Below are 24,201 nucleotides of genomic sequence, written 5' to 3'. Positions count from 1 at the left end.
ACGGTTCAAAATAAAGCAATTAAAAGGAGCTTCGGATATGGAGAAAAAGCAAATTAAAGAGCCGATTCGAAAAAAATGGATTTGGATCGCTTTATTATTGATTGTGATCGGAAACGTCCCGTGGTATTTGCCAATCGGCTCCTATGAACCCTTGATTTTCGGTGTTCCTTATTGGGCTTTGATCATTTTGGCGTTTTCCCTGATTTTATGCGGATTTTTAAGCTGGGTGACGTTAAAAGAATGGGACATTGTAGAAGATGAAGAAGAAGCGGAGAAGAGGGGGAGAGTAAATGAATGATTTGGTGTTTGCAGGCCTGGATGGCGTGTTGATTCTGTCAGCTTATGCAATTGTCATGCTATTGATCGGCTATTTCTCAGGCCGTGGAGACAAAACACTCCATGACAGCTTGAGCAATTATTATTTGGCAGGAAAGAATCTAGGGATTGTGGCGTTATTCTTCACGCTTTATGCCACACAGTATAGCGGGAATACCATTATCGGCTATGCTCCGACCGCTTACCGCACCGGTTTTTCCTGGCTGCAGTCGATTTCCTTCATGACCATCATTATCGGGGTCTATTTGCTCTTTGCTCCCCGCATGTATGTGGTATCGAAGAAAATGAATTTCATTACACCGGCGGACTGGATCGCGCATCGCTTCAAATCGAAATCGGTTACAATCCTGGCTGTCGTGCTTATGCTTTGGGGCCTTGGAAACTATTTGCTTGAACAGTTGGTAGCGATCGGCCACGCCGCTTCGAGTCTGACAGGAGGAACGATTCCTTATCAAGTGGCGGTCATCGCCTTTGTGTTGGTCATGTTGATCTACGAATGGTTGGGCGGAATGAAAGCGGTTGCTTTTACTGACGTTATGCAAGGCTTGGTTTTGATGGTGGGGATTGTCATTTTCCTGGTCGGCGCTGTGTATCTTGTAGGGGGAGATATCTCTTCTGCAACACAGTATATCGCTGCGAATGAACCTGCGAAGCTCGGCGTTCCGGATATGATGACTTCGATCAACTGGTTCAGTATGCTGCTGTTGGTCGGGCTCGGGGCAGCGATTTATCCGCACGCCGTGCAGCGGATTTTCGCAGCAGACAGCGAACGCACGTTGAAACGCTCGTTCTCGCGCATGGCATGGATGCCGCCGATTACGACAGGCTTGGTGTTTGTCATCGGGATTTTGGGCATCGCGCTCATTCCGAACTTGGATACGACCGGTTCTGAACAATTGGTCGGGTTGATGGCGAATGAAATTGCCGGCATCAACGGATTCTTTTACTGGGTCATGATCATTTTCTTCGGGGCGATCGTCGCCGCGATTGTCTCGACTGCCGATTCTGTGCTATTAAGTTTCTCATCCATCGTTTCCAATGACATCTACGGCCGCTTCATCAACCCGAAAGCTCCCGAGAAGAAAAAAGTGATGGTTGGGAAAGTGACCGGCGTCGCGGCTGTCGGCTTGCTGTTGTGGATCGCTTGGAACCCACCCGCCACGCTTTATGAGATTTTCGTGCTGAAATTTGAATTGCTTGTCCAGGTATTCCCGGCATTTGTTTTGGGACTTTACTGGAAGCGCATGGCCGCACAGCCTGTATTCTGGGGCATGTTGGCCGGGGCGATCATTGCCGGCGTATTGACGTGGACTGGCTATAAGACGGTGTTTGGCATTCACGGCGGCGTCATCGGACTCGCTGCTAACTTCTTTATCGCTGTTGTCGGTTCGTACCTTGTACCGCTGACCGTCGAAAAAGAAGCGGAACTCAAAAAAATCGATTTGGCATAAACAGTTTTCCTTCATGCTAAATAAGAATGTGGCGATCAAATGGACAATTCAACACTTGTGAAACCATTCAAATCAATCAATCCCTGGCATATGCTCGGCTGGCTGCTTGTCGCCCAGGTAATGGTCGCATTCATCGGCCGGAGCCTGGCGCCGCTTGGGGTATTGATCGGAGAAGATTTGTCTCTGACCAAGGCCCAGATCGGCATGCTGCCGGCTGCTCTGTTCCTCGGCCAGTCCATTGCCTCCATCCCCGCAGGATTTGTCGTCGACCGCATCGGTTCCAAACGCTTATTGCTGTATTTATCGTTCGGCCTTGGCGGCGCTTTTATGCTAATGGCTATCAGCAGTAATTACTTTTTCGTGCTGTTGATGGTGGCCATCGGTGGAGTGGGCTATGGCACAATGCATCCCACATCCAATAAAGGGATTTTGCACTGGTTCCAACAAAAGCGCGGAACGGCAATGGGCATCAAGCAAATGGGTGTTACATTGGGGTCGGCTCTTTCGGCCCTTTTGTTATTGCCGCTGGCAGCGGTTTGGGGTTGGCGCCTGGCATTACTGGCAGCATGCGGTTTATTGATGGTGACAGGCGTGCTTGCTTACCGCTTTTACCGGGATCCGCCCTCAGCGGAGCCTCATGAGCCAGAAAGGAAAATCAGCTGGTCCTATTTAAAGGAATCGATTGGGGCAATGTTCCGCCATAAACCGCTCGTTCTTCTCAGTATTGCCGCTATGGGCTTGAGCGGGAGCCAATTGATCTTGAATACGTATATCGTCTTATTTGCTTATGAACAGCTAGGGCTCAGCCTTTTGCTGGCCGGCATGCTGCTGGTCATTTCAGAAGTCAGCGGTTCCTTCGGCAGAGTGGCCTGGGGGATTATCAGCGATACTATTTTTAAAGGACAGCGTTTGATTGTGCTTGTTTATATTGCGGCACTCTCAATCGGTATCGCCTTGATTGTCACGCGGCTTCCTGCAGGGATTTCGTTCTGGGCTATTGCTTCAGTGGTCGCCGTTTTCGGCTTTTGTATTTCAGGATTCAATGGTATCTGGATGAATGCGGCTACCGAACTTGTGCCTTTCAAGCAAGCCGGAATCGCAAGCGGCTTCACTTTGATGGTCGGCTCTTGGGGCGTAATCATCGGCCCTCCGCTATTCGGCTATATCGTCGATCTTTCAGGGAATTTCAATTATGGCTGGTTCTTTCTATCTTTCGTTTTACTTTTCGTTATTGTCCTGCTTTTATGGGCGAAACGATTAGCATATAAAGAAAGCGAGTCTCACAAGGGAGTGTAAAATGATGAATATTGATTTGCGCAGCATCGACACAAAACAAGCGTATAAATTGATGACAGGGTCGATCGTGCCCCGGCCAATCGCTTGGGTCTCTACTATAGATGAAGACGGCAACCGCAATTTAGCGCCTTTCAGCTTTTTTACAGTTGCCTCGCGAAACCCGGCTACATTATGCATTTCAGTCGGTCCCGGTGTCGGCGACAGGGAAGGAACGACCAAGGATACCTTATCGAATATCCGAAGCACCAAGCAATTCGTCATCAATATCGTGAATTCTCCACTTGGCGACGAGATGCACATCAGCTCGGGTAATTTGCCTGTTGAAGTGGATGAGTTTGAAGCTGCAGGGCTAACACCGGTTGAGAGCATTAATGTGCAAGCGCCGCGAGTAGGTGAAGCACCGATTTCTTTTGAGTTGGAGCTGGATCAAATCATCGAACTTGGCAGCGATCATCTGATTTTGGGAAGAGTCGTTCAATACCATATCCAGGATGAATATTATCTTGGCAATTATAAAGTAGACCTTGAAAAGCTCAAGCCGCTGGGCAGGCTGGCAGGAAATTATTGTGAAGTCGATAATTTGTTCACTTTGCCCAGAGTAAAAGTGGAAGAAGGGATCAAATGATGGACGAAAGAGTGATCATGACCGATGTCACGGGCAGAGATGGATTTCAAATGGAAAAGGACTGGATCGATACCGAAGATAAAATCCGAGTCATTAACCAAATTATCGCAGCAGGGATTCCGCGCATCGAAGCGACTTCGTTTGTTTCACCGAAAGCCGTTCCGCAAATGCGCGATGCACGTGAAGTGATCAGGGGAATCAAACGCGAAAACGTGGAAGTGATTGCACTCGTCCCCAATGTCAAAGGTGCTGAGCTGGCACTGGAAGCAGGCGTGGATGAAGTGAATTACGTGCTGTCCATCAGCGAGACGCACAACCAGAAAAATGTCAGGAAAACGGTCGGTGAATCGATCGAAGGGGTTAAAGACATCCAGAAGCTAATGGATTCTTCAAAGATTACGGTGAGTCTAGCCACAGCATTTGGATGCCCGTTCGAGGGGTTGTATGAAGTCGACAAAATCCTTGGCAATATCGAAACTTTGACAGCGGCCGGCCTCAGCCGATTCACCATTGCCGATACAACCGGCATGGCGAATCCGGTACAGATGACGGAATTTATCTCGACGATTAAGAAACAATATCCGCAACATTATTTCGGGCTGCATCTCCATAACACAAGGGGGATGGGCTTGGCGAATATCTATGCGGCATACCAGTCGGGGATGCGCCATTTCGATGCAGCTTTGGGCGGCATCGGGGGCTGCCCGTTTGCTCCTGGTGCGAGTGGCAATGTCTCGTTAGAAGACGTCGTTCACATGTTCGAGTTCATGGACGTGCCGGTTGAGGGCAAACTGCCGCAATTGCTTGATGCAGCACTCGATATGGAGAAATTGCTCGGCAGAACGCTCCCGGGGCAAGTCATGAAATCGGGACAAGCCGATAAAACGCATATTGCATAAGAAAATGGCAAGAGGCATGCAGCCTCTTGCCATTTTTCATTGTGGAAAACGGAAGCGTTATTTGTCTGCCAAACGCTTCTTCGTATGCACCGAGACTTTTTCATCCATGACATAGGAGTCAAGAAAGTCCAAAAACAGTTGGGCAGCCTGTGTATGGAAGCTCGAGCGGTGGGTGATGTAATGAAAACGGCTCTTGTTCGGGAAATCGGTCAGGCTGATCGCGCCAATGGTTCCGCTATTCGTCTCGCTTCTGACGGTGGATTCGGATAGGTAGGAGATGCCAAGGCCGAGTGCGACCGATTCCTTGATCGTCTGGGAGCTGCCGAAGCTCATCACTTTCTTCGGTGCAATGCCAAGCTGGGCGAACAGCTTATCGGTCACATCGCGCGTGCCGGAGCCGGGTTCGCGGATAATCCAAGTTTCCGCTTCAAGCAAGCGGCGGTCGACTTGTGAGTTGCGGATAATCGGATGGTTGGGGCGTGCGACGATGACCATTTCTTCTTCCGTAAACAATTCGATGTCGATATCCGGATTGCCGATGTCGCCTTCGACGATAAAGCCGATATCGAGTTCCTGCTTATGGGTTTGCTCGATGATGGCTTTGGAGTTGTGGATTGTAATGGTTGGCGTGATGTTCGGGTGGCGTTTGTTGAATGCATAGATGATGCTTGGCAGAAAGTATTCGCCGAACGTATAGGCCGCCCCGATCGACAATGGCATGGCCGCGGACGGTTCGAGTTCTAACAGGGCGATTTTCAATTGGTCGTATTTTAGAAGGATCTCTTTAGCCTGTCCGTAACTCACTTGCCCGGCTTCCGTTAATTGGACGTATTTATTATTGCGGTCGAACAGCCGAACGCCGAGCTTTTTCTCGAGTGCCTTGATGCTCAAAGAAATGGCGGAAGGCGTCATGTGAAGCAGCTCGGCTGCGCGCGTGAAACTTTTCTGCTCTGCTGTGGTCACGAAGATTTCAAGTTTATGATCCATAATTTCACCTCAATGAGTTTTTAATCATACCATTAAATATATTTAATTTTACTTATCAAAGATATTTTTGTAAAATTTGAATAATACAAAAATGACATCTTTATTCGGAAGGTGATAACTTATTCAACCGGATGAAAGTATTATATAGGAGGAAATGACATGGATTATACGAATCATCCCTTCTCAGGGAAACGCCATACAGTCTTCGGCAAAAAAGGTATGGTGGCGACATCGCAGCCGCTTGCTGCACAGACTGGGCTTGAGATCTTGAAAAAAGGCGGCAACGCCATTGACGCTGCAATTGCGACCGCTGCGACCTTAACGGTTGTGGAACCGACATCAAATGGCATCGGGGGAGATGCCTTCGCCCTGGTTTGGGTAAAAGGCGAGCTGCACGGCCTGAATGCTTCCGGGCCATCCCCTCAGGAACTCACGATTGAAGCGGTGAAGGCGAAAGGGCACGACAAGATGCCGACACACGGATTGGTGCCAATTACGGTCCCTGGCGTCCCGGCGGCATGGGCGGAGCTGTCGAAACGCTTTGGCAAATTATCGCTTGCGGAAACATTGGAACCTGCGATCCGCTACGCGGAAGAAGGCTATCCGCTGACGCCGATCCTCGGGAAGTTCTGGAAAAAGGCATACGATAATTTCAAGAAGACTTTTACCGATAAAGAATTCGAAGCCTGGTTCGACACTTTCGCACCGGACGGCCGTGCGCCGGAAATCGGCGAAATGTGGAAATCACCTGGCCATGCCGACACGCTCCGTAAAATCGGCGACAGCGATGCGAAAGCCTTTTACGAAGGCGAGCTGGCAGAGAAAATCGACAGCTTCATGACTGAACACGGCGGTTTCCTGAAAAAACAAGACCTAGCTACATACAAAGCGGAATGGGTCAAGCCGATCTCGACGAGTTATAAAGGGCATGAAGTATGGGAGATCCCGCCGAACGGCCAGGGCATGGTCGCGCAAATGGCGCTCAATATTTTCAAGCAGCAGGACGAGCCGGCGTGGCAAAGCGCTAACACGCTGCACCAGCAAATCGAATCGATGAAACTGGCGTATACAGACGGCCAGGCATTCATCACCGAACAAACGGATATGCCGGTGACGGCTGAACATTTATTATCCGACGATTATGCCGCGAGCCGCGCGAAGGAAATCGGCGCTGAAGCCATCGACCCTGTCGCGTACGAGCTTCCAAGAGGCGGTACGGTCTATCTCGCCGCCGCCGACGAAGAAGGCAATATGATTTCGTACATCCAAAGCAATTACATGGGCTTCGGATCGGGCATCGTCATCCCGGGCACAGGCATCGGCCTGCAGAACCGCGGGGCGGATTTCTCACTTGATGAAAACCATCCGAATGCCTTGAAACCCGGCAAGCGCACCTTCCATACGATCATCCCCGGTTTTTTGACGAAGGCGGGAGAAGCGGTCGGGCCATTCGGCGTCATGGGCGGCTATATGCAGCCACAAGGCCATTTCCAAGTAGTGGTGAATACGCTCGATTACCTCCTCAATCCGCAAGCGGCACTCGATATGCCGCGCTGGCAATGGATGGGCGGCAAGAAAGTGACCGTGGAAGCGGAATTCCCGAATTACCTGGCGCAGCAATTGCAGCAAAGAGGGCATCAAGTGGAAGTGATGGCTGATTCAGGAAGCTTCGGGCGCGGCCAGATCATTTGGCGCAATCCCGAAACTGGCGTGCTTGCAGGAGGCACCGAATCCCGGACAGACGGGGCGATTGCTGTTTGGTAAAAGAACAAGGCGTCAAATCGCTCGACCTGACGATGGCGTTCTTTCGCGCAGGCATGCTCGGGTTCGGCGGCGGTCCGGCGGTCATTCCGATTATGCAGCGTGACGTGGTGGAACGCTACGGCTGGATGACGGATGAAGATTACGGCGATACGATTGCCCTCGCCAACACAATGCCTGGGCCGATTGCGACCAAACTCGCCGGTTATATCGGTTATCGTGTGGCAGGGCTGCGCGGCTGTTTGATCGCCCTTGCCGCCTCCGTCATCCCTACCGTCATCTTGATGATCCTGCTTCTTGGCATCCTGCAAAATTATAAAGATGTGCCATGGGTAGCGAATATGTCAAATGCGGTCGTTCCGGTTGTGGCCGTTATGCTTGGCGTCCTGACCTGGAATTTCGTCCAGCAATCCGAAAAAGCGCTGGGATGGAGCCGGGCAATCCTGTTGATCGTTGTATCGATTGTTCTTCTTGAAGTGCTTGGGCTGCATCCGGCTTTCCTGATTGCCGCCTTGATTCTTCTGGTTCTCGTGCCATTCATTAAAAGGACGGTGAGCAGAAAATGATTTACTGGCAGATATTCCTGGCGTTTTTCATTCCAGGCATCATCGGTTATGGCGGCGGGCCGGCATCGATCCCGCTCGTTGAAAAGGAAGTCGTCGACCGGTATGGCTGGATGGATACGCAGGAATTCAGTGAAGTGCTGGCGCTCGGCAATTCCTTGCCCGGGCCGATTGCAACGAAAATGGCCGGTTACATCGGCTATGCTGAGGGGGGGGCCCTCGGCGCAATCGTCGGCCTGTTCGGTGCCGTGGCCCCGTCGTTAATCTTGATGATTGCGCTGATGGCAGTTCTTTTCAAATACAAAGATTCACGTGAAGTGAAAAATATATCGAAGGTCGTCAAGCCGGTCATCGCCGTACTAATTGGTGTGATGACGCTCGACTTCATTCTCACATCCGAAGCTGCACTTGGCGGCATCCAGACGGCAGTGCTCATCGTCGTCAGTTACTTGATGCTTGAGAAATGGAAACTGCATCCCGCCTTGGTAATCGGACTGGCGCTGTTGTATGGGGCGCTGACAGGAATTTCTTAAAAAAGGAGAAATGTATATGAGACGAAATGCATGGAAAAAAATGGCGTTGGCGACAGGAGTTTCAGCAGCTGCATTCGGACTTGTAGCTTGCGGTGAAGAAGATAGCGGGGCAGCAGTCGAAAATTACCCCGAGCGTGAAGTGGAAATGATCATTCCTTGGGCTCCGGGTGGAGGAAGCGATATCGAAGGGCGCCTTGTCGCTGAACATGGCGGGACGCATTTTGACCAATCCTTCGTTGTCATCAATTCACCTGGCGTCGGCGGTACCGTCGGCTTGGAGGAATTGACTGAACGGGAAGCGGACGGCTATAGCATCGGGCAAGTCCATGAAGGGCTCTTGGTTGCCCACCATACGGATATTACGCCAATCAACTATGACAGCTTTGAACCGATCGCTTCAATGTCCGCCTCTGACCAGATTTTAGCGGTATCGAATGACCTTGGGATCGACTCCTTGGAGGAATTCGTGGAATACGGCAAAGAAAATGAAGTGCGCTTCGGCGGAACGGTTGCCGGCATCCCGCGCGTATGGGTAGAGCAACTTGGCCGTGCGCTGGAAATTAATTACAACCTCGTCGGCTACGAAGGTTTGAGTGAAGCGATTCAAGCACTCGCAGGCGGCCATATCGATGCGGCGATCGTTGATTATTCTTCTGCGAATGAATTCGTTGAAGCCGGGCACATGAAGTTCCTGGCTATCGGTACATCGGAACGCATCGAGCGATTGCCTGACGTCCCGACATTCGTGGAAAGTGGCTATGATGTGACGATGAGCATCAACCGCGGTTATGTGGCACCGGAAGGAACAGATCCGGCAATCGTTGAAAAATTGGCGGCCGCATTTGAAGAGGCTTCAAATGATCCTGCTTATATCGAAGCTGTACAGAACGTAGGAACCGAAGTCGATTTCATGGGGCCGGAAGAATACCGCACCCATCTAGAGGAACAAGACGCAATCATTAGCGAAATCGTCCAAGACCTCGAATAGAAAGTGGACTAAACGGATGTTGAAGCGGAAGCCTGGGGGTCCATCAAGACTCCCGGGCTTCGTGCATCCAATAAGAAGGTGAGGAACAACATCATGGGTGAGATATTGATAGGTGTAACATTGATTGCGCTCGGCGCTGTAATTTATTTACAATCAAACGATTTTCCGGCGCTCAACGAAGTCCATCTTGATGCCGGCTCCTTTCCAAAGTTGATTGCTGGTCTTTTGATCTTGTTATCGCTGATGCTGATCATCAAGCAAGGGCTGGTTCTTATGAAGTCCAAATCGACTGGGGAGCGGCAAGGAGCAGGTGAAAGAGCGCGCGATTTTTATAATGAATACAAACTGGTGATTCTTACGCTACTGGTTTTCTTTATTTACATTTTCCTGATGCAATTTATCGGGTTTGTCGTCTCTACGATTGTGTTCATTATCTTTACGGGTTTACTGGTCGGCTCTCGTGCCAAAAAAGATATTATGGTCATTACTATCGTTTCTGTAGCCATAACACTTGGGACTTATTTTTTCTTTGAAAACTTCCTGAATGTCCGTTTCCCTTCCGGAATTTTCTTTTAAACCAACACAGAAAGGAGGACCTTCTCAATGATGGACTTATTTATTCTAGGAATTGCTGAAATATTTCAATGGCGCATTTTATTGATCATTTTGGTAGGAGTAGTCGTTGGGATTCTAGCAGGTTTGATCCCGGGCTTTACAGTCGCTATGGCGATTGTCCTGACGCTTCCGCTGACATTCGGAATGGACCCTGTGTCTGGTGTCGCAGCGATGATCGGTGTCTTTGTCGGCGGCATGTCCGGCGGTTTGATCACAGCAGCGCTACTTGGGATCCCAGGGACGCCTTCGTCTATCGCTACCACGTTCGATGCATATCCGATGGCGCAAAATGGAGAACCGGGTAAGGCGCTATCAATCGGCATATGGGCATCATTTCTAAGCTCAATCATCAGTTTCATTCTTCTCGTCTCGATTGCACCTCAAATCTCTAGATTTGCGTTGATGATGGGGCCGTGGGAAATGTTCTCGCTCATCGTCGTTTCCTTGACGATTATCGCAAGCGTTACGGGTGATTCAATTATCAAAGGCTTGATTGCTGGTTTATTCGGTATTTTAATCGCAACAGTTGGGGCGGATCCTATTTCCGGCATTTCACGCTTCTCCTTCGATTTACAAACTTTGCGGGCAGGCATCCCCTTCCTTGTTGTTTTGATTGGGATGTTTGCGATTTCGCGCCTTCTTGTCTCACTTGAGCGCAAAGAATTAGACAAAGACGACGCTAAGCGCGCTGAAGAAAAATTAAAAGATGTTCAATTTGTTCTACGTCCGATCCATACGATGCTGACTGTACTGAAAAGGCCAGGGACGCTTCTCGGTTCCTCAGCAATCGGTGCGATCATCGGTGCGATTCCAGGCGCCGGGGGGAGTATCGCCAATATTGTAGCCTATGACCAAGCAAAGAAATGGTCAAAAAATCCAGAGAAGTTCGGGACGGGTTGTGAAGAGGGGGTCATCGCCTCCGAAGCTGGAAACAACTCCACTGTAGGAGGAGATTTGATTCCGACGGTAGCTCTCGGCATACCCGGTTCAGCCGTCACAGCTGTTTTGCTTTCTGCATTAATGGTCCATGGTATCACGCCCGGACCCTTACTGATCGTCAACGAGCCGAACATCGTCGGGGGAATTTTCTTTGCTTTTCTTGTCGCTTCTTTCTGGATGCTAATTACTCAGTTTCTGGGTATGCGTTATTTCATGAAAGTGACGCAGGTGCCGGTCCAGGTTTTGGTCCCTGTTATCTTGGTATTGTGTGTCATCGGGACGTTTGTTCTTAATAACCGTTTTACGGATCTCTATATTTTAATCGTCATGGGATTCATCGGTTATCTTTTCACCAAGTATAATTTTTCTCTGGCTCCTGCAATTATCGGGGTTATTCTCGGGCCAATTGCGGAAGTCAATCTACGACGGGCAGTAATGGCCGATCCGGAATGGACACTGTTTCTGACTCGTCCCATTTCCTTAACATTCCTTATTCTCGCAGTTCTGTCTATCGTATTCACAGCATGGCAGAACTACCGCACCAACTATCGCTTAAAAAAGAATATCAGTTAATTGCAAAGGCTAGTGACCCGTTACAATATCCGGGTCACTGGCTTTTCAAATGGGCTATAATGGAAACAGCCTTTTAGATGCAGTATGATGTAAGAGAAGATAACCAGAACCTGAAAAGGAGATGGAGAACGATGGCTATCATCAAAGAATCGACGGATCGGACGAATGTTTCAGGCCAGCCCGAAGCGTTTATCCGCAACCATCAATATAATTTCATTAAAGAGCAGGCCTTGGCGCTTGTGACGGCACATGCGACAGCGAACGATGCTGAAGTGTTGAGCGTGCTGCGCCATTTAAGCCATGAGAAAGTATTCGCCATGTTCCCAGCGTTAACGGAAGAACAGAAGAATGTATTGCGTCCGCTGACGGCCGTCAAAGACACTAACGCTGCGGAAGAGTTTCTGTCGGGGCTGCGCCCTTACTTGATTCCCTTTCCAACCGTCAACCTCGACAATTTGAAGCGTTTGTTTCCAAAAGCAAAAAGGCTGAAAGGGCCGAATCTTGCGGCAATGGATTTTCACGCCTTATCGTATTTGTCCTGGCAGGAAAACACCAACCGCTTTTTGGTCGCCGAACGGAACGGCCGCCTGCAAACGGTGAGCGGCCAATTCGGTGCGAGCCGCAAGCAGGGCATCTGCATGATTTGCCATAAACACAGTTCGGTCGGCTTATTCATGGCCAAGACCAAAGGCGCGAACATCGACAGCTACGTCAAGCACGGCCAGTACATCTGTGCAGATGAAGCGGCATGCAACGCCCGACTGACGACCGTCGACCGCCTCGAGAAATTCCTGGATCGGCTGGAACGTTAAATGGAGAATGGCATGGATTGGGTATGGCTAATCGGATTGTCATTAGGGGCTGTTGGCGCGGTGTATTTACTGCTGAGCCAGCAAATCCAGGCATTGGAGGTGCGCATGAAGCATATGTCAAAACGCATTGAACAATTGGAAGCGGAAGTCACATTGGAAGAACCGGCAATCAATGGTGAGCTGCGGCGCTTGATTGCTGAAGGGCAGGAAATCCGGGCCGTGAAAGCGGCGCGTGTCGCATTCGGCTATTCGCTCCTCGAAGCGAAACAATATATCGATGGATTAAAAGTAAACGATTGAAACCAGCAGGCTTTTGAGAAACTCAAGAAAGTCGTATTTTCCGAAGCTTATCGCTCGCTTTCCGTGGGCTCGCGCCCAAGCCTCCTCAGCCGCTTCGCGTCTTGCGGGGTCTCGGTCGTCTCGCTTTACCACTGGAGTCGAGCGAACGCTTCACCAAATACTTTGCTATGTCATTGATTTTTAGAAGTCGAAGAGGCTAAAATCTTTTGAATTATAGTGTATTACGGAGTTGTTCAACATTCTGCTAACAGGCTTTCCTTTAGAAGGAAGGCCTGTTTTTCTGTCTTTCGGCAGGGTTTCGGCCGGAAGAAACCGAAATAAAGGGAAAGGAAAGGAAAGGGGGAGGTGTGATGCGCCTCGCGACAATCCAGTGGAACGGCACAGAAGAAGCGGCGCTGGTCATGAAGGACGGCTTTTTGCCATTGCGCAAACTCAACGAACATACCGCAGAAAACTGGCCGACCGATTTGTTCACGCTGATCGAAACAGGAGAACTCGAGCTCTTGAAGAGGTGGCTGAGGGAGGAATTCGAACGCATGCCTGAAGGGGCGCTTGAAGCATCGCTCATGGCGTTTTCCGAAGCGGATTATGCGCCTTTATACCGCCATCCGCGAAAAATCTGGGGCATCGGGCTGAATTACGCCGAACATGCGGCCGATTTGAAGGAAGTATCGCCAGACACCGAACCGGCGAGTTTCATGAAACCCGATACGATGGTTATCGGGCCGGGAGAGGCGATCGAGCTGCCGAAGCAGTCTAACCGGGTGACGGCGGAAGCGGAGCTCGGCATCATTATCGGAACCGAATGTAAGAACGTTTCAAGAGAAGATGCATTCGATGTGGTGGCGGGTTTTACGACGATTATCGATATGACCGCTGAAGACATTCTCGAGAAAAATCCGCGCTATTTGACGCGCGCGAAGAGCTTTGACACCTTCTTCAGTTTCGGTCCGGAACTCGTGACGCCTGACGAAGTGGAGGCTGTGCTTGAACTGACGGTGGCGACCGTCAAGAACGGCGAAGTCCACCGGAAAAACAGCGTCTCAAATATGACGTTCCGGCCGCGGGATCTCATAGCGTTTCATTCGGAAGTGATGACGCTATTGCCTGGAGACATCATCTCAACTGGAACGCCGGGGGCAGTCGTCATCCGCGATGGCGATGTGGTCGAATGCCGCATCGATGGATTTCAGACTTTGCACAACCCGGTCGAAGATTTGAAATTGCCAGGCCGTGAATAAATAAAAGACGGACATCCCGAATGGTGGGTGTCCGTCTTTTTCTATAATGCGGCCATGCCGCCATCCACGCGGTACTGGGCGCCTGAGATGAACGTACTTTCATCGGAAGCGAGGAACAGCACTAGATTGGAGATATCCTCGGATTCGGCGTAGCGGCCGAGCGGAATCGTTTTCGACAAAGTTTTTTCGGTCGTACCGAGTCCTTCCTCGAGCGAACGCATCATGCATGAATTGACGGGCGACGGGTGGACCGAATTGACGCGGACTTGATGGCGCGCACTTTCGTAAGCTGCGGCTTTCGTCAAACCGACGACCGCGTGCTTTGATGTGATATACGGGCTGACGTTCGGCGAACCGCTAAGGCCCGACACCGATGACATATTAATGACGCTCCCGGAGCCTTGCTTGTACATGACCGGCAGCACATGTTTCATGCCGAGAAAGACGCCGCGCACATTGATGGCGATGACTTGATCGAAATCTTCCACTGTCTGCTCGGTGAGCGGAGCGACTTTTCCTTCGATCCCTGCATTGTTGAAGAACACGTCGATCTTGCCGAACGCTTCGATCGCTTTGTCGACATAGTTTTTGACATCTGCTTCTTTGGAGACATCAGCTTGGACAATTTCCACTTCGCCGCCAAGTTCTTGCTTCGTTTCTTGGAGGGTCTGTTCAGAAATATCGACGAGCACGACTTTTGCCCCTTCCTCCAAAAACCGTTTCGCCGTCACTTTACCGATTACGCCAGCGCCTCCGGTAATGACGGCCACTTTCCCTTCCAATCTTGCCATTATGGCATTCCTCCCTCGAATTGTTCTTTCCATCTTTGCTCTTTAAGTTTACTGATTATCCCAAATTAGTTCAAAACATTCTGTATTTTTGGGAATTCCTCTCTTTTGCCTCTTGCCGCTTTCTATCTTTTCCATTAAAATAAGAACAAACGTTCTATATGGGAGTGGCGTCATGGGAAAACAAACAGGAAAGCCCCGCTATATCGCCTGTATCGACATGCGCAGCTTTTACGCCAGCTGTTCAGCAGTCGAGCGCGGCCTTGATCCGATGGAAGCGTGCATCGCCATCGTCGGGAACCAGGAGCGAAAAGGCAGCGTCGTGCTCGCAGCCTCGCCGGAAATGAAAAAACGCTTCGGTGTCAAAACCGGCACACGGCTATTTGAAATTCCGGATCATCCGGATATCCTGCTCATTGAGCCGAGGATGCAGTTTTACTTGGAGATTTCGATGGCCATTACCGACCTGTTCGCCCAGTATGTCCCGAAAGAAGACATCCATGTCTACAGTGTGGATGAGAGTTTCATCGATTTGACGGGCATCATTCATGTGTATGGAACTCCGGAAAAAGCAGCCATCGACATGCAGGATTCGATCATGCGCCAGTTCGGCTTGCCGTCTGCAGTCGGCATCGGGCCGAATATGCTGCTGGCCAAGCTGGCACTCGACTTAGAAGGCAAGAAAAGAGGGCTCGCGCATTGGACGATGAAAGACGTGCCGAGAAAATTATGGCCGGTTTCACCGCTCAGCAAAATGTGGGGCATCGGCAGCCGAATGGAGCGCAACCTCAATAATATGGGCATATTCACAGTCGGCGACTTGGCGCGGGCGGACGTCAAACGGCTAGAGGACCGCTTCGGCATCATGGGCCATCAACTGCACCAGCACGCGCGCGGCATCGATTACTCGGAACTTGGATCGCTGCTCATCGAAGGCCAGAAAAGTTTCGGGAAAGGCCAAATTCTTTACCGCGATTATGAAACGCGTGAAGACATCCTGACGATTGTGCTGGAAATGTGTGAAGATGTCGCGATGCGCACACGGGAAGCGCGCATGGCAGGGCGCACGATCCATCTCGGCATGAGCTACAGCAAAACTTCATTCGGCGGAGGCTTCTCACGCTCGCGTTCGATCGACGAAGCAACCAACGACACCTTGAAAATCTACGCTGTGTGCAAAGAACTGTTCCGGGAATTCTACACCGGCCAGCCCGTCCGTCAAATCTCGCTGTCCATCACCAATCTGGAAGACGAAACTTCGATGCAGCTGAGCTTGTTCGAAGCGGATAAATGGCAAAGGCGGCGCCTTGGCGCAGCGATGGATGCGATCAAGCGCAAGCACGGGCCGACCGCGATTTACCGTGGCGTTTCCGGTACAGACGCCGGCACGGCGATTGACCGCACGAAGCTGATCGGCGGCCACAAAAAATAAGGAAATGGCAGCTTCGGCGCTGCCTTTTTCGCTGCAGGAAAAATTCTTGCGCTTTCCGGGGAAGAGTATATAGTGTAAATAGTAATAATTACGATTTATAGGAGTGGAGAAACAAATGAGAGTGAACATTACATTGGCCTGCACAGAAACGGGCGACCGCAATTACTCGACGACCAAAAACAAGCGCAACAACCCGGAGCGCATCGAATTGAAAAAATATTGCCCGCGTTTGAAAAAAGTGACTTTGCACCGCGAAACCAAGTAATCCAGCAAAAATTATTGCATAATAGAGAGGAGCCTATCGATGGCCAAGAAATCAAAAGTAGCACGCGATAAAAAACAACGTGAAATGGTGGTGCGCTATGCGGAACTTCGCAAAGAACTGAAAACGCAAGGCGATCACGAAGCATTGGCGAAACTGCCGAAAGATTCGTCGCCGACCCGTTTGAAGAACCGTTGCGAAGTGACCGGGCGCCCGCGCGGCTTCATGCGCAAATTCGGCATGTCCCGCATCGCATTCCGCGACCTTGCACATAAAGGGCAGATCCCCGGCGTCAAAAAATCAAGTTGGTAAGACAGTGAAAGAGGAGTGGGGCAATGAACGACGGCATGATTGCCTATTTGCTGAAAAGCGAAGTGGCGAAACTGGGTGAGGAGCAGCGGCAACTGTACCGCTTTATCATAGAACTGGAAGATGCACTGGCTGAACAAGCGGATACAGTAGAGGAATTTCGCCGTTTGCTGGTGCTTCATTCGCCGTTCGAGCAGGCAGCTTACCGCTTCAACCGCTCGCTCAAGGAAATCGCCACCATGATGCAACAAATCGAAGCGGAGCTCGGCGATAAAATCGAAGCCCGCCGAGAACGCGCCAAATGGCTCGACTATACAGACCGTTTCGCCGGCGAAGCAGGACAGGAAGACAAGCAGGTTTTCCTGTTTATCAGCGAATGAACTTTATCTGAATACGTAAAAGCCGCCAGGGAATTTTCTCTGACGGCTTTTTTTGTAAAGAAATTTTTGCCTTTTATGAAACCTTTATTGGAAATGAGAGTAAAATAATGAAAGGAGTCGAGAAAAATGACACGCTGCACGAATTGTCGATATCGCTGGAAATCTAAAGAAAAGCATTGGTTGTATGAATTAAAGGATGGCTGCCCATGCCCGAACTGCGGGGTTGTCCAGTATATGAAAGTGGAAGATCACACATTTCGGGACATGCTGTTTTGGGGAACGTGGCTGGAATGCTTATGGGAAATGAAAGACCATCTGTTCATGAAGCTGAGCAGTGAAAATGAAGAAATGCAATTGAAGAAACGCTGATGCTTTATCTATAGAAGACAAATAGATCTGGAAAGGATGAAGACTATGGCACATTGCACAAATTGTGGAGTTAAATGGAAAGCAAAAGATATCTGGAAACTGGGCATGGCAAAAGATGGGAAAAATTGCCCGTCTTGCGGCGAGCGACAATACGTATCATTCAACAATGGCGGCTTTTTGATGGGGCTCGGGTATTTAAGCGGAACAATTGGGCTATTGCTCATCGTGCTGTTTCCGTATTACATCCGCTTGAGCAATCAAAAAGATAAAGAGCTGTATGGGGGATAGAGAGGGAGGAAACCCAATGAAACAGATTATCGCACTAGGCGGAGGCGGCTTCTCGATGGAGCCTGACAATCCACTCCTCGATTTATACATATTGGAGCAATCACCGAAAAAAACGCCAAAGATCTGCTTTATCCCAACTGCGAGCGGGGACGCGGACAGCTATATCGCGCGCTTCTACGATTTCTTCGAACAACAAAGCTGCGAGCCGACGCATCTGTCATTATTCAAGCCGCCCGCACAAGATCTGGAAGAGTTTGTCTTGTCGCAGGACATTTTGTATGTCGGCGGGGGCAATACGAAAAACTTGCTTGCGTTGTGGCGGGAATGGGGCTTGGACCGGATCATTGAAAAAGCTTGGAATCAAGGAATTATCCTGGCAGGCATCAGTGCGGGATCGATTTGCTGGTTCGAACAAGGCGTCACCGATTCTTATGGCGATGAGCTTCATCAATTGGACTGCTTAGGGTTTTTGACCGGCAGCAATTGCCCCCATTACGACGGGGAAACACACCGGCGTCCGACGTTTCAACGGCTGCTGAAGCACGGGCAGATCAAGCCAGGGCTCGCGGCGGATGACGGCGTGGCGCTTCATTTTACTGGACAGGACTTGCATAGCGCTGTCAGTTCACGCCCTTACGCCAAGGCTTACCGTGTAGGCGAGGGATATGAACATGAACTGGAAACTAAGTTTCTGGGAAACCCTGACGCTGTGTAAAAGTTTAAGCCTGTCTAAGCATGTTAGTGCAGAAGGCCAAGTTTACCGGTAACCATAAAGGGAAAAACCTACTAATTGGAAAATTAGGAGGAGATCTTTTGCAAACTCACCAAATGTATGTGAACGGCGAATATATAAAGTCTACTGGAGACGAATGGATCGACATCATCAACCCGGCAACGGAACAAGTGATTTCTAAGATTCCTAAAGGAACGGAAGAAGATGTGGATAAGGCAGTAGAAGCGGCGCATCAGGCACAACAGGCTTGGGAATTGAAACCGAATATCGAACGCGGGAAAATTGTCCGCAAGCTGGGCGATAAGATCGCTGAAAACCGTGATAAATTTATCGACTTATTGCAGGAAGAGCAAGGAAAAGACTATGAACTGGCAAGCGGCGAAGTCGACTTGGCGATTGATTACTTCCATTATATGTCCGAATGGGCACGACGCATCGAGGGGGAAATCGTCCCAAGCGACCGCCCGAATGAAAATATCTTAGTCTACAAGAAGCCGATCGGCGTCGTGGCAGGCATTATCCCTTGGAATTTCCCGGTATTCATCCTGGCACGGAAAGTCGCGACAGCGCTCGTCACTGGCTGCACAATCGTCATCAAACCGAGCCAGCAAACACCGAATACTGCAATGGAATTCACGAAAATCGTCGACGCGATGGAAGAAATTCCAAAAGGCGTCTACAATGTGGTAACCGGAACCGGTTCTGAGATTGGCAACGCAATGGCTTCGCATAAAAAAGTCCAAATGATCACGATGACAGGAAGCTTGCCAGCCGGCACGAAAGTAATGGAAGCGGCAGCGCAAAACATCACCAAGGTCAATCTCGAACTTGGCGGCAAAGCGCCAGCCATCGTCACACAGCATGCAGATTTGGACCTGGCCGCAAAAGCCATCACCACATCGAGACTCGCAAATGGCGGACAGGCGTGTACGAATGCGGAGCGCCTTTATGTCCATGAAAGCGTGGCAGAAGAGCTCAGCCAAAAACTTATCCAGGCATTTGAAGCGACCAAGCTTGGCGACCCGAGAGAAAGCAAAGACGTAACAATGGGGCCGCTGATTAGCCAGGACCGTTTGGAAACTGTCGAAGGCATGGTTAAAGATGCAGTGTCGCAAGGGGCGACCGTTGCGACAGGCGGGGAACGCGCGGATCTGGCCGGGTTCTTCTACAAGCCAACTATTTTAACGAACGTGACGCACGATTCCGATATCATGCGCGAAGAGATTTTCGGGCCGGTGCTTCCGATGACCACCTTCAGTACAATAGAAGAAGCGATTGAAATGGCCAACGATACGGTCTTCGGCTTGTCTTCTTCTATCTATACAGACGACTTGAACGAAGCAATGCGCGTCGTCAATGAAATGAAGTTCGGCGAGACTTACGTCAACCGCGAAAACTTCGAAGCAGTGCAAGGCTATCACGCCGGCATGCGCCAATCCGGCCTCGGCGGTGCGGACGGCAAGCACGGCATGGAAGACTTCCTTGCGACACAAGTTGTTTATATGCAGTATAAAAAATAAAGTAAAAAAGGGTCTGTCCCATACGTATATAAAATGAAGCAGCCGGAGAAAAAAGATTCTTTTTCTCCGGCTGTTTTAATTATGTCTGACTTTTTTATAATTTTTATTTTCATAACAGCTGATGGAAATGGAGGCGGCGAATAAATGAACGAAGTGGAACTGAGTTCATTTATTTGCGACGCATCTGCATTGCAGATGTGGGAGCAACGAAATTACATGGTGCCCTGGCAGCTGGCAACGCGACGTCCTGTCGCGCCAGCTGCATGACCCACATCCTGTGGCCCCGAAAGCGTCCGTCGCAATGGACATCAACCTTTACTTTCGGTCACTCTCCTTTTCTTTACTTATTTTTCAAAACGCACGAAGCGCTTTTTGCCGATCTGCAGGACGTCGCCGTTATGGACGATGGTGTCGAGTTCTTCGCGTGTCAGCTTGTCGCCGTTAAACGATACGCCGTTTTGTTCAATGAGCCGGACAAATTCACTTTTGCTGCGGACAAATCCGGATTCCACGAGCTGCGGGATGACTTCTTCGATGCGTTCCTTGCCGATTTCCACCAGCAGCGAAGGGATATTTTCCGGGATTTCACGCTTTTGGAAGGCGGTCTCGAAGTAGCGTTTTGCTTCTTTCATCGCGTCTTCGCCGTGGTAGAGCGCCGTGATGATTTCCGCCAGTTCCAATTTGATATTGCGCGGGTTTTCGCCGTCTTCAAGCCGGTCGAGCAGCGATTCAATCGCCAAGGGATGCTCATCGGTCGTCAGTTCAAAGTATTTGAAGACCAAAGGATCGGGGACTTCCATTACCTTTTTGAACATGATTTCAGGCGCTTCGCTGACGCCGATGTAATTGCCCAGGCTTTTGCTCATCTTTTCAACGCCGTCGAGCCCTTCGATCAGCGGCATGAAGATGGCGACTTGTTTTCCTGGCCCATGTGCTTTTGCAGCGTGCGGCCCATTAAAATATTGAAGGTCTGGTCGGTGCCGCCGATTTCGATGTCCGCTTTTAGTTCAACGGAATCGTAGGCTTGCATGAGCGGGTAGAAAAACTCATGGAGGCCGATCGGCGACTGGCTTTGGTAGCGGTTCTGGAAATCGTCGCGTTCGAGCATGCGCGCGACCGACGTGCTGGCTGCAAGCTTCCCGACTTCCTCGAAATTCAGTTTCGACAGCCATTCGCTATTGAAGCGCACCGTTGTCTTCGTTTTGTCGAGCACTTTGAAGATCTGTTCATAGTAAGTTTCCGCATTCTCCCGGACCGCTTCGTCACTGAGCGCGGTCCGTCCTTTCGCTTTGCCGGAAGGATCGCCGATGCGCCCGGTGAAGTCGCCGATCAAAATGACCGCCTGGTGGCCGAGGTCCTGTAATTGCTTGATTTTGCGCAAAACTACTGCGTGGCCAAGGTGGATATCAGGTGCGGACGGATCGAGCCCAAGCTTGATGGTGAGCGGGCGCTGTTCATTGTATGAGCGTTCGAGCTTTTCGAGCAATTCGCCTTCCTCGATGATTTCGGCTGCTCCTTTTTCGATGATTTTCATTTGTTCAGCGGGTCTGAGTCGCATGCTAACATCTCCTTGTCTTGGAATAGTCATATCGCAAAATCTATAAGAATACAAAAAAGCGCCCTCTAGGGAAAAACCCTAAAGGACGCGGATATGCGTGTTACCACCTTAGTTCGGAAGCTGCTCGCACAGCTTCCCTTGGAAAGTACGGCCGAAGCGATACTTCTGCATGGATTACGGATGCAACTCCGGTGTAGCCTACTGAAGGTTCGGTACACAGCTCAAAGAGGTATTTCCCCAGACACCGCATGCGCCTCTCATCAACCGGCTGCTTTCTGTATGCTTCAGTCACAGGTACTCGTTCTTATCATCGCTTTTGATCTTATACTCCGAAATGCTCGGGCAAATCTTCGTTATGCAGATATTGTTTTTCATTATAACTGGAATAAAAAAGAAGTCAAATCCTAAATTGAAACCAGCTGAATCGATCGTTCATTTTTAAGTGTTTTCGACAACTTTTCTTTGAGGTGCTTCTTCTTTGGCCAGGTGGACGGATTTGATGAAGAAAGAAATCACCAAGCCGATCACAGCGAGCACCAAACCGAATGTAAAGGCATTTTGCACGCCGGCAGTCAGTGCTTCGGGAATAGCGGAAGCGCTGTTTGGATCGGATACAGTTTGCATATAGGTCGATTGTGTCGATGACATGATGGTAATGGCGACCGCTGTCCCGATGGCGCCTGATACTTGCTGAAGGGTGTTCATCAAAGCGGTGCCATCTGGATACAAGTCTTTTGGCAATTGATTCAACGCATTGGTTTGGGCAGGCATCATCACCAATGAAACCCCGACCATCAAAAGAGTATTCAAGACGACGATTGTGACTGCGGTCGTGGCGGTCGTGACGCCTGATAAGTTCCACAAGGTAATGATGATGATGGAAAATCCGGGAATGACCAATCCTCTCGGCCCGTATTTATCGTAAATCCGCCCGGTAATCGGTGACATCAATCCATTTAACACGCCGCCCGGCAGGAGGATGAGCCCGGCTGTGACAGCTGCCAAGCCAAGTCCCGTCTGCAAATACAGCGGCAGCAGAATAGCTGATGACAGGATGACCATGAACGCGATAAACACAGCCGCGAGCCCGAGTGTGAACATAGGGTATTTAAAGACGCGGAGGTTGATCATTGGCTGGTCCATTTTAAATTGCCGGATGGAGAACAAGAACAATGAGACAAATCCAACCGCAATAGATGCGATGACGATGAAGCTGCCCCAGCCGCTTTCCCCAGCGGTACTGAATCCATAGACAATCCCGCCAAACCCAAGGGAAGACAGCACGATGGAAGTGATGTCGATCTTAGGTTTTGTAATCACGCTGACGTTCTGCATGAACATGATGCCGAAAACTAGTGCAAACACTAGAAACGGAAGAGACACCCAGAAAATCCAATGCCAGCTTAAGTTTTCAATTAAAAATCCGGAAATCGTCGGCCCGATCGCCGGAGCGAACATGATCACCAAGCCCATCAATCCCATAATCGCCCCTCTGCGATGAATAGGGAAGATCAATAGAATCGTGTTGAACATGAGCGGCAACAGCAAGCCTGTTCCGATTGCCTGGATGACACGAGCCACCATGAGAATGCTGAAGCTCGGCGCCAGTGCAGCGATCAAGGTGCCGGTCACTGAAAAGGCCAGCGCGGCAATGAATAGCTGTCTTGTGCTGAACCATTGCAGCAATAAGCCCGACACAGGGACCAGTATGCCGAGTGTCAGCAAGTATCCGGTCGTGAGCCATTGGATGGTGGACGACCCTACGCCGAATTGTTGGATTAAATCACCCAATGCCATATTGAGCGCAGTCTCACTGAACAATCCAATGAAGCCAGCGATTAAGAATGAAATTAAAATAGGGGTCGTTTTGATGGTTTCTTGTTGCTGTCCTGCTATTGTTGCCATATCTTTATCCATTCCTCTCTGAAAAGCCTGATTCTAATTCTCTCTTTTTGACAAGATGAAAGGAATTTGATCGGCGATGATTAAAAGCGATTCCTCGCTTTTGGTAGTAAGTGAAAGAAGAATGCCTCCCTCGATCGCGGCCAGAATGAAAACTCCGTAATCTTTAGCCTGCTTTTCACTGTATCCTGCTTCAAAAAACTTAGTGGAGTATAGTTCACTCCACTCTTCGAATGCCGTTTGGCACGCGGACCTGATCGGTTCATTGGTCGAATATTTTTCAGCCGCAATCGTTCCAATCGGAAACCCGACTTGTTCTGTCTCATCTTTCAATAGAGCGGCCAGCTGATGAATATGGTCTTGCACCGCTTTGACAGGATCGCCGATTTGTTCGAACGACTCTTCAATCCATGCCAAAACAATATCTTTGGTATGGTGAATGGCTTCGACAGCCAGCTCTTCTTTGCCATTAGGGAAATAATGGTACAAGGAGCCTTTAGGAATATTGATCTCTTTTAAAATATCGTTAAGACTGATCCCTTCGTAGCCGTGCAGGCGGAACAATCTGGAAGCAGCCTGGATCAACGCCACTTTCGTATTGGGTTTAGACATAATTCACCTCTTTAAACAATTAAACCGACCAGTCTAATATAATTGTTGAATAAATCATTGTCAAAGAATGGGTTTACTCACATCAGTAAAATAGTGCAAGAGGATCTCTCTAGATAATGCATGCTGCCA

27 protein-coding genes, 1 pseudogene and 1 other annotated feature are annotated in these 24,201 nt (G+C 49.8%); of the genes and pseudogenes, 23 read left to right on the top strand and 5 right to left on the bottom strand.

What is annotated here, in order from left to right; genetic code table 11:
* Window positions 1-37: 37 nt before the first annotated feature.
* From CW734_RS17295 to CW734_RS17275, 5 genes are read left to right on the top strand one after another with little or no spacing between them, the layout of a single operon-like run.
* The gene (locus CW734_RS17295) at window positions 38-298 is read left to right on the top strand and encodes a hypothetical protein (protein WP_101191977.1); all 261 of its coding nucleotides are present in this window, start codon (window positions 38-40) and stop codon (window positions 296-298) included.
* Entirely contained in the window at window positions 291-1,787 is a 1,497-nt protein-coding gene (locus CW734_RS17290; protein ID WP_101191976.1) for a sodium:solute symporter family protein, read from the top strand. Before CW734_RS17295 ends, CW734_RS17290 begins: the two co-directional genes overlap by 8 nt.
* Before the next feature lie 39 nt (window positions 1,788-1,826).
* On the top strand, window positions 1,827-3,083 hold the full coding sequence (locus tag CW734_RS17285; RefSeq protein WP_101191975.1) for an MFS transporter: 1,257 nt from the start codon (window positions 1,827-1,829) through the stop codon (window positions 3,081-3,083).
* 1 nt (window position 3,084) lies between these two features.
* Window positions 3,085-3,708: a flavin reductase family protein gene (locus CW734_RS17280; protein ID WP_374703190.1), complete on the top strand. Its 624-nt coding sequence runs from the start codon at window positions 3,085-3,087 to the stop codon at window positions 3,706-3,708.
* Window positions 3,705-4,607: a hydroxymethylglutaryl-CoA lyase gene (locus CW734_RS17275; RefSeq protein ID WP_232787123.1), complete on the top strand. Its 903-nt coding sequence runs from the start codon at window positions 3,705-3,707 to the stop codon at window positions 4,605-4,607. Before CW734_RS17280 ends, CW734_RS17275 begins: the two co-directional genes overlap by 4 nt.
* Window positions 4,608-4,664: 57 nt before the next feature.
* Here CW734_RS17275 and CW734_RS17270 read toward each other — a convergent pair whose 3' ends face one another.
* Window positions 4,665-5,594 (bottom strand): LysR family transcriptional regulator, encoded by a 930-nt coding sequence (locus CW734_RS17270; protein WP_101191974.1) that lies wholly within the window; start codon window positions 5,592-5,594, stop codon window positions 4,665-4,667.
* Window positions 5,595-5,753: 159 nt separating this feature from the next.
* Between CW734_RS17270 and CW734_RS17265 the strand changes: the two genes are divergently transcribed.
* From CW734_RS17265 to CW734_RS17225, 9 genes are all read left to right on the top strand, one after another.
* On the top strand, window positions 5,754-7,358 hold the full coding sequence (locus CW734_RS17265) for a gamma-glutamyltransferase family protein (RefSeq protein WP_101191973.1): 1,605 nt from the start codon (window positions 5,754-5,756) through the stop codon (window positions 7,356-7,358).
* Window positions 7,359-7,390: 32 nt separating this feature from the next.
* The gene (locus tag CW734_RS17260) at window positions 7,391-7,921 is read left to right on the top strand and encodes a chromate transporter (RefSeq protein ID WP_101192248.1); all 531 of its coding nucleotides are present in this window, start codon (window positions 7,391-7,393) and stop codon (window positions 7,919-7,921) included.
* Complete coding sequence (locus tag CW734_RS17255; protein ID WP_101191972.1) at window positions 7,918-8,451, top strand: chromate transporter; 534 nt, start codon at window positions 7,918-7,920, stop codon at window positions 8,449-8,451. The genes CW734_RS17260 and CW734_RS17255 overlap by 4 nt, the downstream gene beginning before the upstream one ends.
* A gap of 16 nt (window positions 8,452-8,467) precedes the next feature.
* Complete coding sequence (locus CW734_RS17250) at window positions 8,468-9,439, top strand: Bug family tripartite tricarboxylate transporter substrate binding protein (protein WP_157824188.1); 972 nt, start codon at window positions 8,468-8,470, stop codon at window positions 9,437-9,439.
* A gap of 93 nt (window positions 9,440-9,532) precedes the next feature.
* Complete coding sequence (locus CW734_RS17245) at window positions 9,533-10,015, top strand: tripartite tricarboxylate transporter TctB family protein (protein WP_101191970.1); 483 nt, start codon at window positions 9,533-9,535, stop codon at window positions 10,013-10,015.
* Window positions 10,016-10,042: 27 nt separating this feature from the next.
* Entirely contained in the window at window positions 10,043-11,566 is a 1,524-nt protein-coding gene (locus CW734_RS17240) for a tripartite tricarboxylate transporter permease (protein WP_232787122.1), read from the top strand.
* 131 nt (window positions 11,567-11,697) lie between these two features.
* Window positions 11,698-12,378, top strand: coding sequence for a FusB/FusC family EF-G-binding protein (locus CW734_RS17235; RefSeq protein WP_101191969.1), 681 nt, complete (start codon window positions 11,698-11,700; stop codon window positions 12,376-12,378).
* A 12-nt stretch (window positions 12,379-12,390) separates the two neighbouring features.
* Window positions 12,391-12,678 carry a hypothetical protein gene (locus CW734_RS17230; protein ID WP_101191968.1) on the top strand — a complete coding sequence of 96 codons (288 nt, stop codon included), beginning with the start codon at window positions 12,391-12,393 and terminating at the stop codon, window positions 12,676-12,678.
* 350 nt (window positions 12,679-13,028) lie between these two features.
* Window positions 13,029-13,919, top strand: coding sequence for a fumarylacetoacetate hydrolase family protein (locus CW734_RS17225; RefSeq protein ID WP_101191967.1), 891 nt, complete (start codon window positions 13,029-13,031; stop codon window positions 13,917-13,919).
* Between the two features lie 41 nt (window positions 13,920-13,960).
* On the opposite strand, the gene CW734_RS17220 is transcribed toward CW734_RS17225, so the two are convergent.
* Complete coding sequence (locus CW734_RS17220; protein WP_101191966.1) at window positions 13,961-14,710, bottom strand: SDR family NAD(P)-dependent oxidoreductase; 750 nt, start codon at window positions 14,708-14,710, stop codon at window positions 13,961-13,963.
* 172 nt (window positions 14,711-14,882) lie between these two features.
* Here CW734_RS17220 and CW734_RS17215 point away from each other — a divergent pair, with 172 nt between their 5' ends.
* The 9 genes from CW734_RS17215 (at window position 14,883) to CW734_RS19505 (ending at window position 20,267) form a co-directional block, all read left to right on the top strand.
* Window positions 14,883-16,139 (top strand): Y-family DNA polymerase, encoded by a 1,257-nt coding sequence (locus CW734_RS17215; RefSeq protein ID WP_101191965.1) that lies wholly within the window; start codon window positions 14,883-14,885, stop codon window positions 16,137-16,139.
* Between the two features lie 115 nt (window positions 16,140-16,254).
* Complete coding sequence (gene rpmG / locus CW734_RS17210; RefSeq protein ID WP_058382433.1) at window positions 16,255-16,404, top strand: 50S ribosomal protein L33; 150 nt, start codon at window positions 16,255-16,257, stop codon at window positions 16,402-16,404.
* A 39-nt stretch (window positions 16,405-16,443) separates the two neighbouring features.
* A complete protein-coding gene (gene rpsN / locus CW734_RS17205; RefSeq protein WP_101191964.1) occupies window positions 16,444-16,713 on the top strand; it encodes a 30S ribosomal protein S14 in 270 nt (89 codons plus the stop codon).
* Window positions 16,714-16,736: 23 nt separating this feature from the next.
* Complete coding sequence (locus CW734_RS17200) at window positions 16,737-17,090, top strand: hypothetical protein (RefSeq protein WP_101191963.1); 354 nt, start codon at window positions 16,737-16,739, stop codon at window positions 17,088-17,090.
* Between the two features lie 126 nt (window positions 17,091-17,216).
* Complete coding sequence (locus CW734_RS17195; protein ID WP_101191962.1) at window positions 17,217-17,459, top strand: hypothetical protein; 243 nt, start codon at window positions 17,217-17,219, stop codon at window positions 17,457-17,459.
* 45 nt (window positions 17,460-17,504) lie between these two features.
* The gene (locus CW734_RS17190) at window positions 17,505-17,747 is read left to right on the top strand and encodes a hypothetical protein (RefSeq protein ID WP_101191961.1); all 243 of its coding nucleotides are present in this window, start codon (window positions 17,505-17,507) and stop codon (window positions 17,745-17,747) included.
* A 16-nt stretch (window positions 17,748-17,763) separates the two neighbouring features.
* Window positions 17,764-18,462 (top strand): Type 1 glutamine amidotransferase-like domain-containing protein, encoded by a 699-nt coding sequence (locus CW734_RS17185; RefSeq protein ID WP_101191960.1) that lies wholly within the window; start codon window positions 17,764-17,766, stop codon window positions 18,460-18,462.
* A 98-nt stretch (window positions 18,463-18,560) separates the two neighbouring features.
* Complete coding sequence (gene aldA, locus CW734_RS17180) at window positions 18,561-20,000, top strand: aldehyde dehydrogenase (RefSeq protein WP_101191959.1); 1,440 nt, start codon at window positions 18,561-18,563, stop codon at window positions 19,998-20,000.
* 144 nt (window positions 20,001-20,144) lie between these two features.
* Entirely contained in the window at window positions 20,145-20,267 is a 123-nt protein-coding gene (locus CW734_RS19505) for a hypothetical protein (protein WP_257968616.1), read from the top strand.
* Window positions 20,268-20,344: 77 nt separating this feature from the next.
* Here the strand turns inward: CW734_RS19505 and tyrS are convergent.
* The 3 genes and pseudogenes from tyrS to CW734_RS17160 all read right to left on the bottom strand — a co-directional run bounded on the left by tyrS (window position 20,345) and on the right by CW734_RS17160 (window position 24,072).
* Window positions 20,345-21,558 (bottom strand): annotated as a pseudogene (tyrS, locus tag CW734_RS17175) (tyrosine--tRNA ligase).
* Between the two features lie 78 nt (window positions 21,559-21,636).
* Window positions 21,637-21,878 (bottom strand) — a binding site (T-box leader).
* A gap of 118 nt (window positions 21,879-21,996) precedes the next feature.
* On the bottom strand, window positions 21,997-23,463 hold the full coding sequence (locus CW734_RS17165) for a DHA2 family efflux MFS transporter permease subunit (RefSeq protein WP_101192246.1): 1,467 nt from the start codon (window positions 23,461-23,463) through the stop codon (window positions 21,997-21,999).
* Between the two features lie 33 nt (window positions 23,464-23,496).
* Entirely contained in the window at window positions 23,497-24,072 is a 576-nt protein-coding gene (locus tag CW734_RS17160) for a TetR/AcrR family transcriptional regulator (protein WP_101191957.1), read from the bottom strand.
* Window positions 24,073-24,201: the final 129 nt, after the last annotated feature.

Origin of the sequence: Planococcus sp. MB-3u-03 (assembly GCF_002833405.1) — a bacterium.
Classification (GTDB): Bacteria; Bacillota; Bacilli; order Bacillales_A; family Planococcaceae; genus Planococcus.
This window is presented reverse-complemented; position numbering and strand designations above follow the sequence as displayed.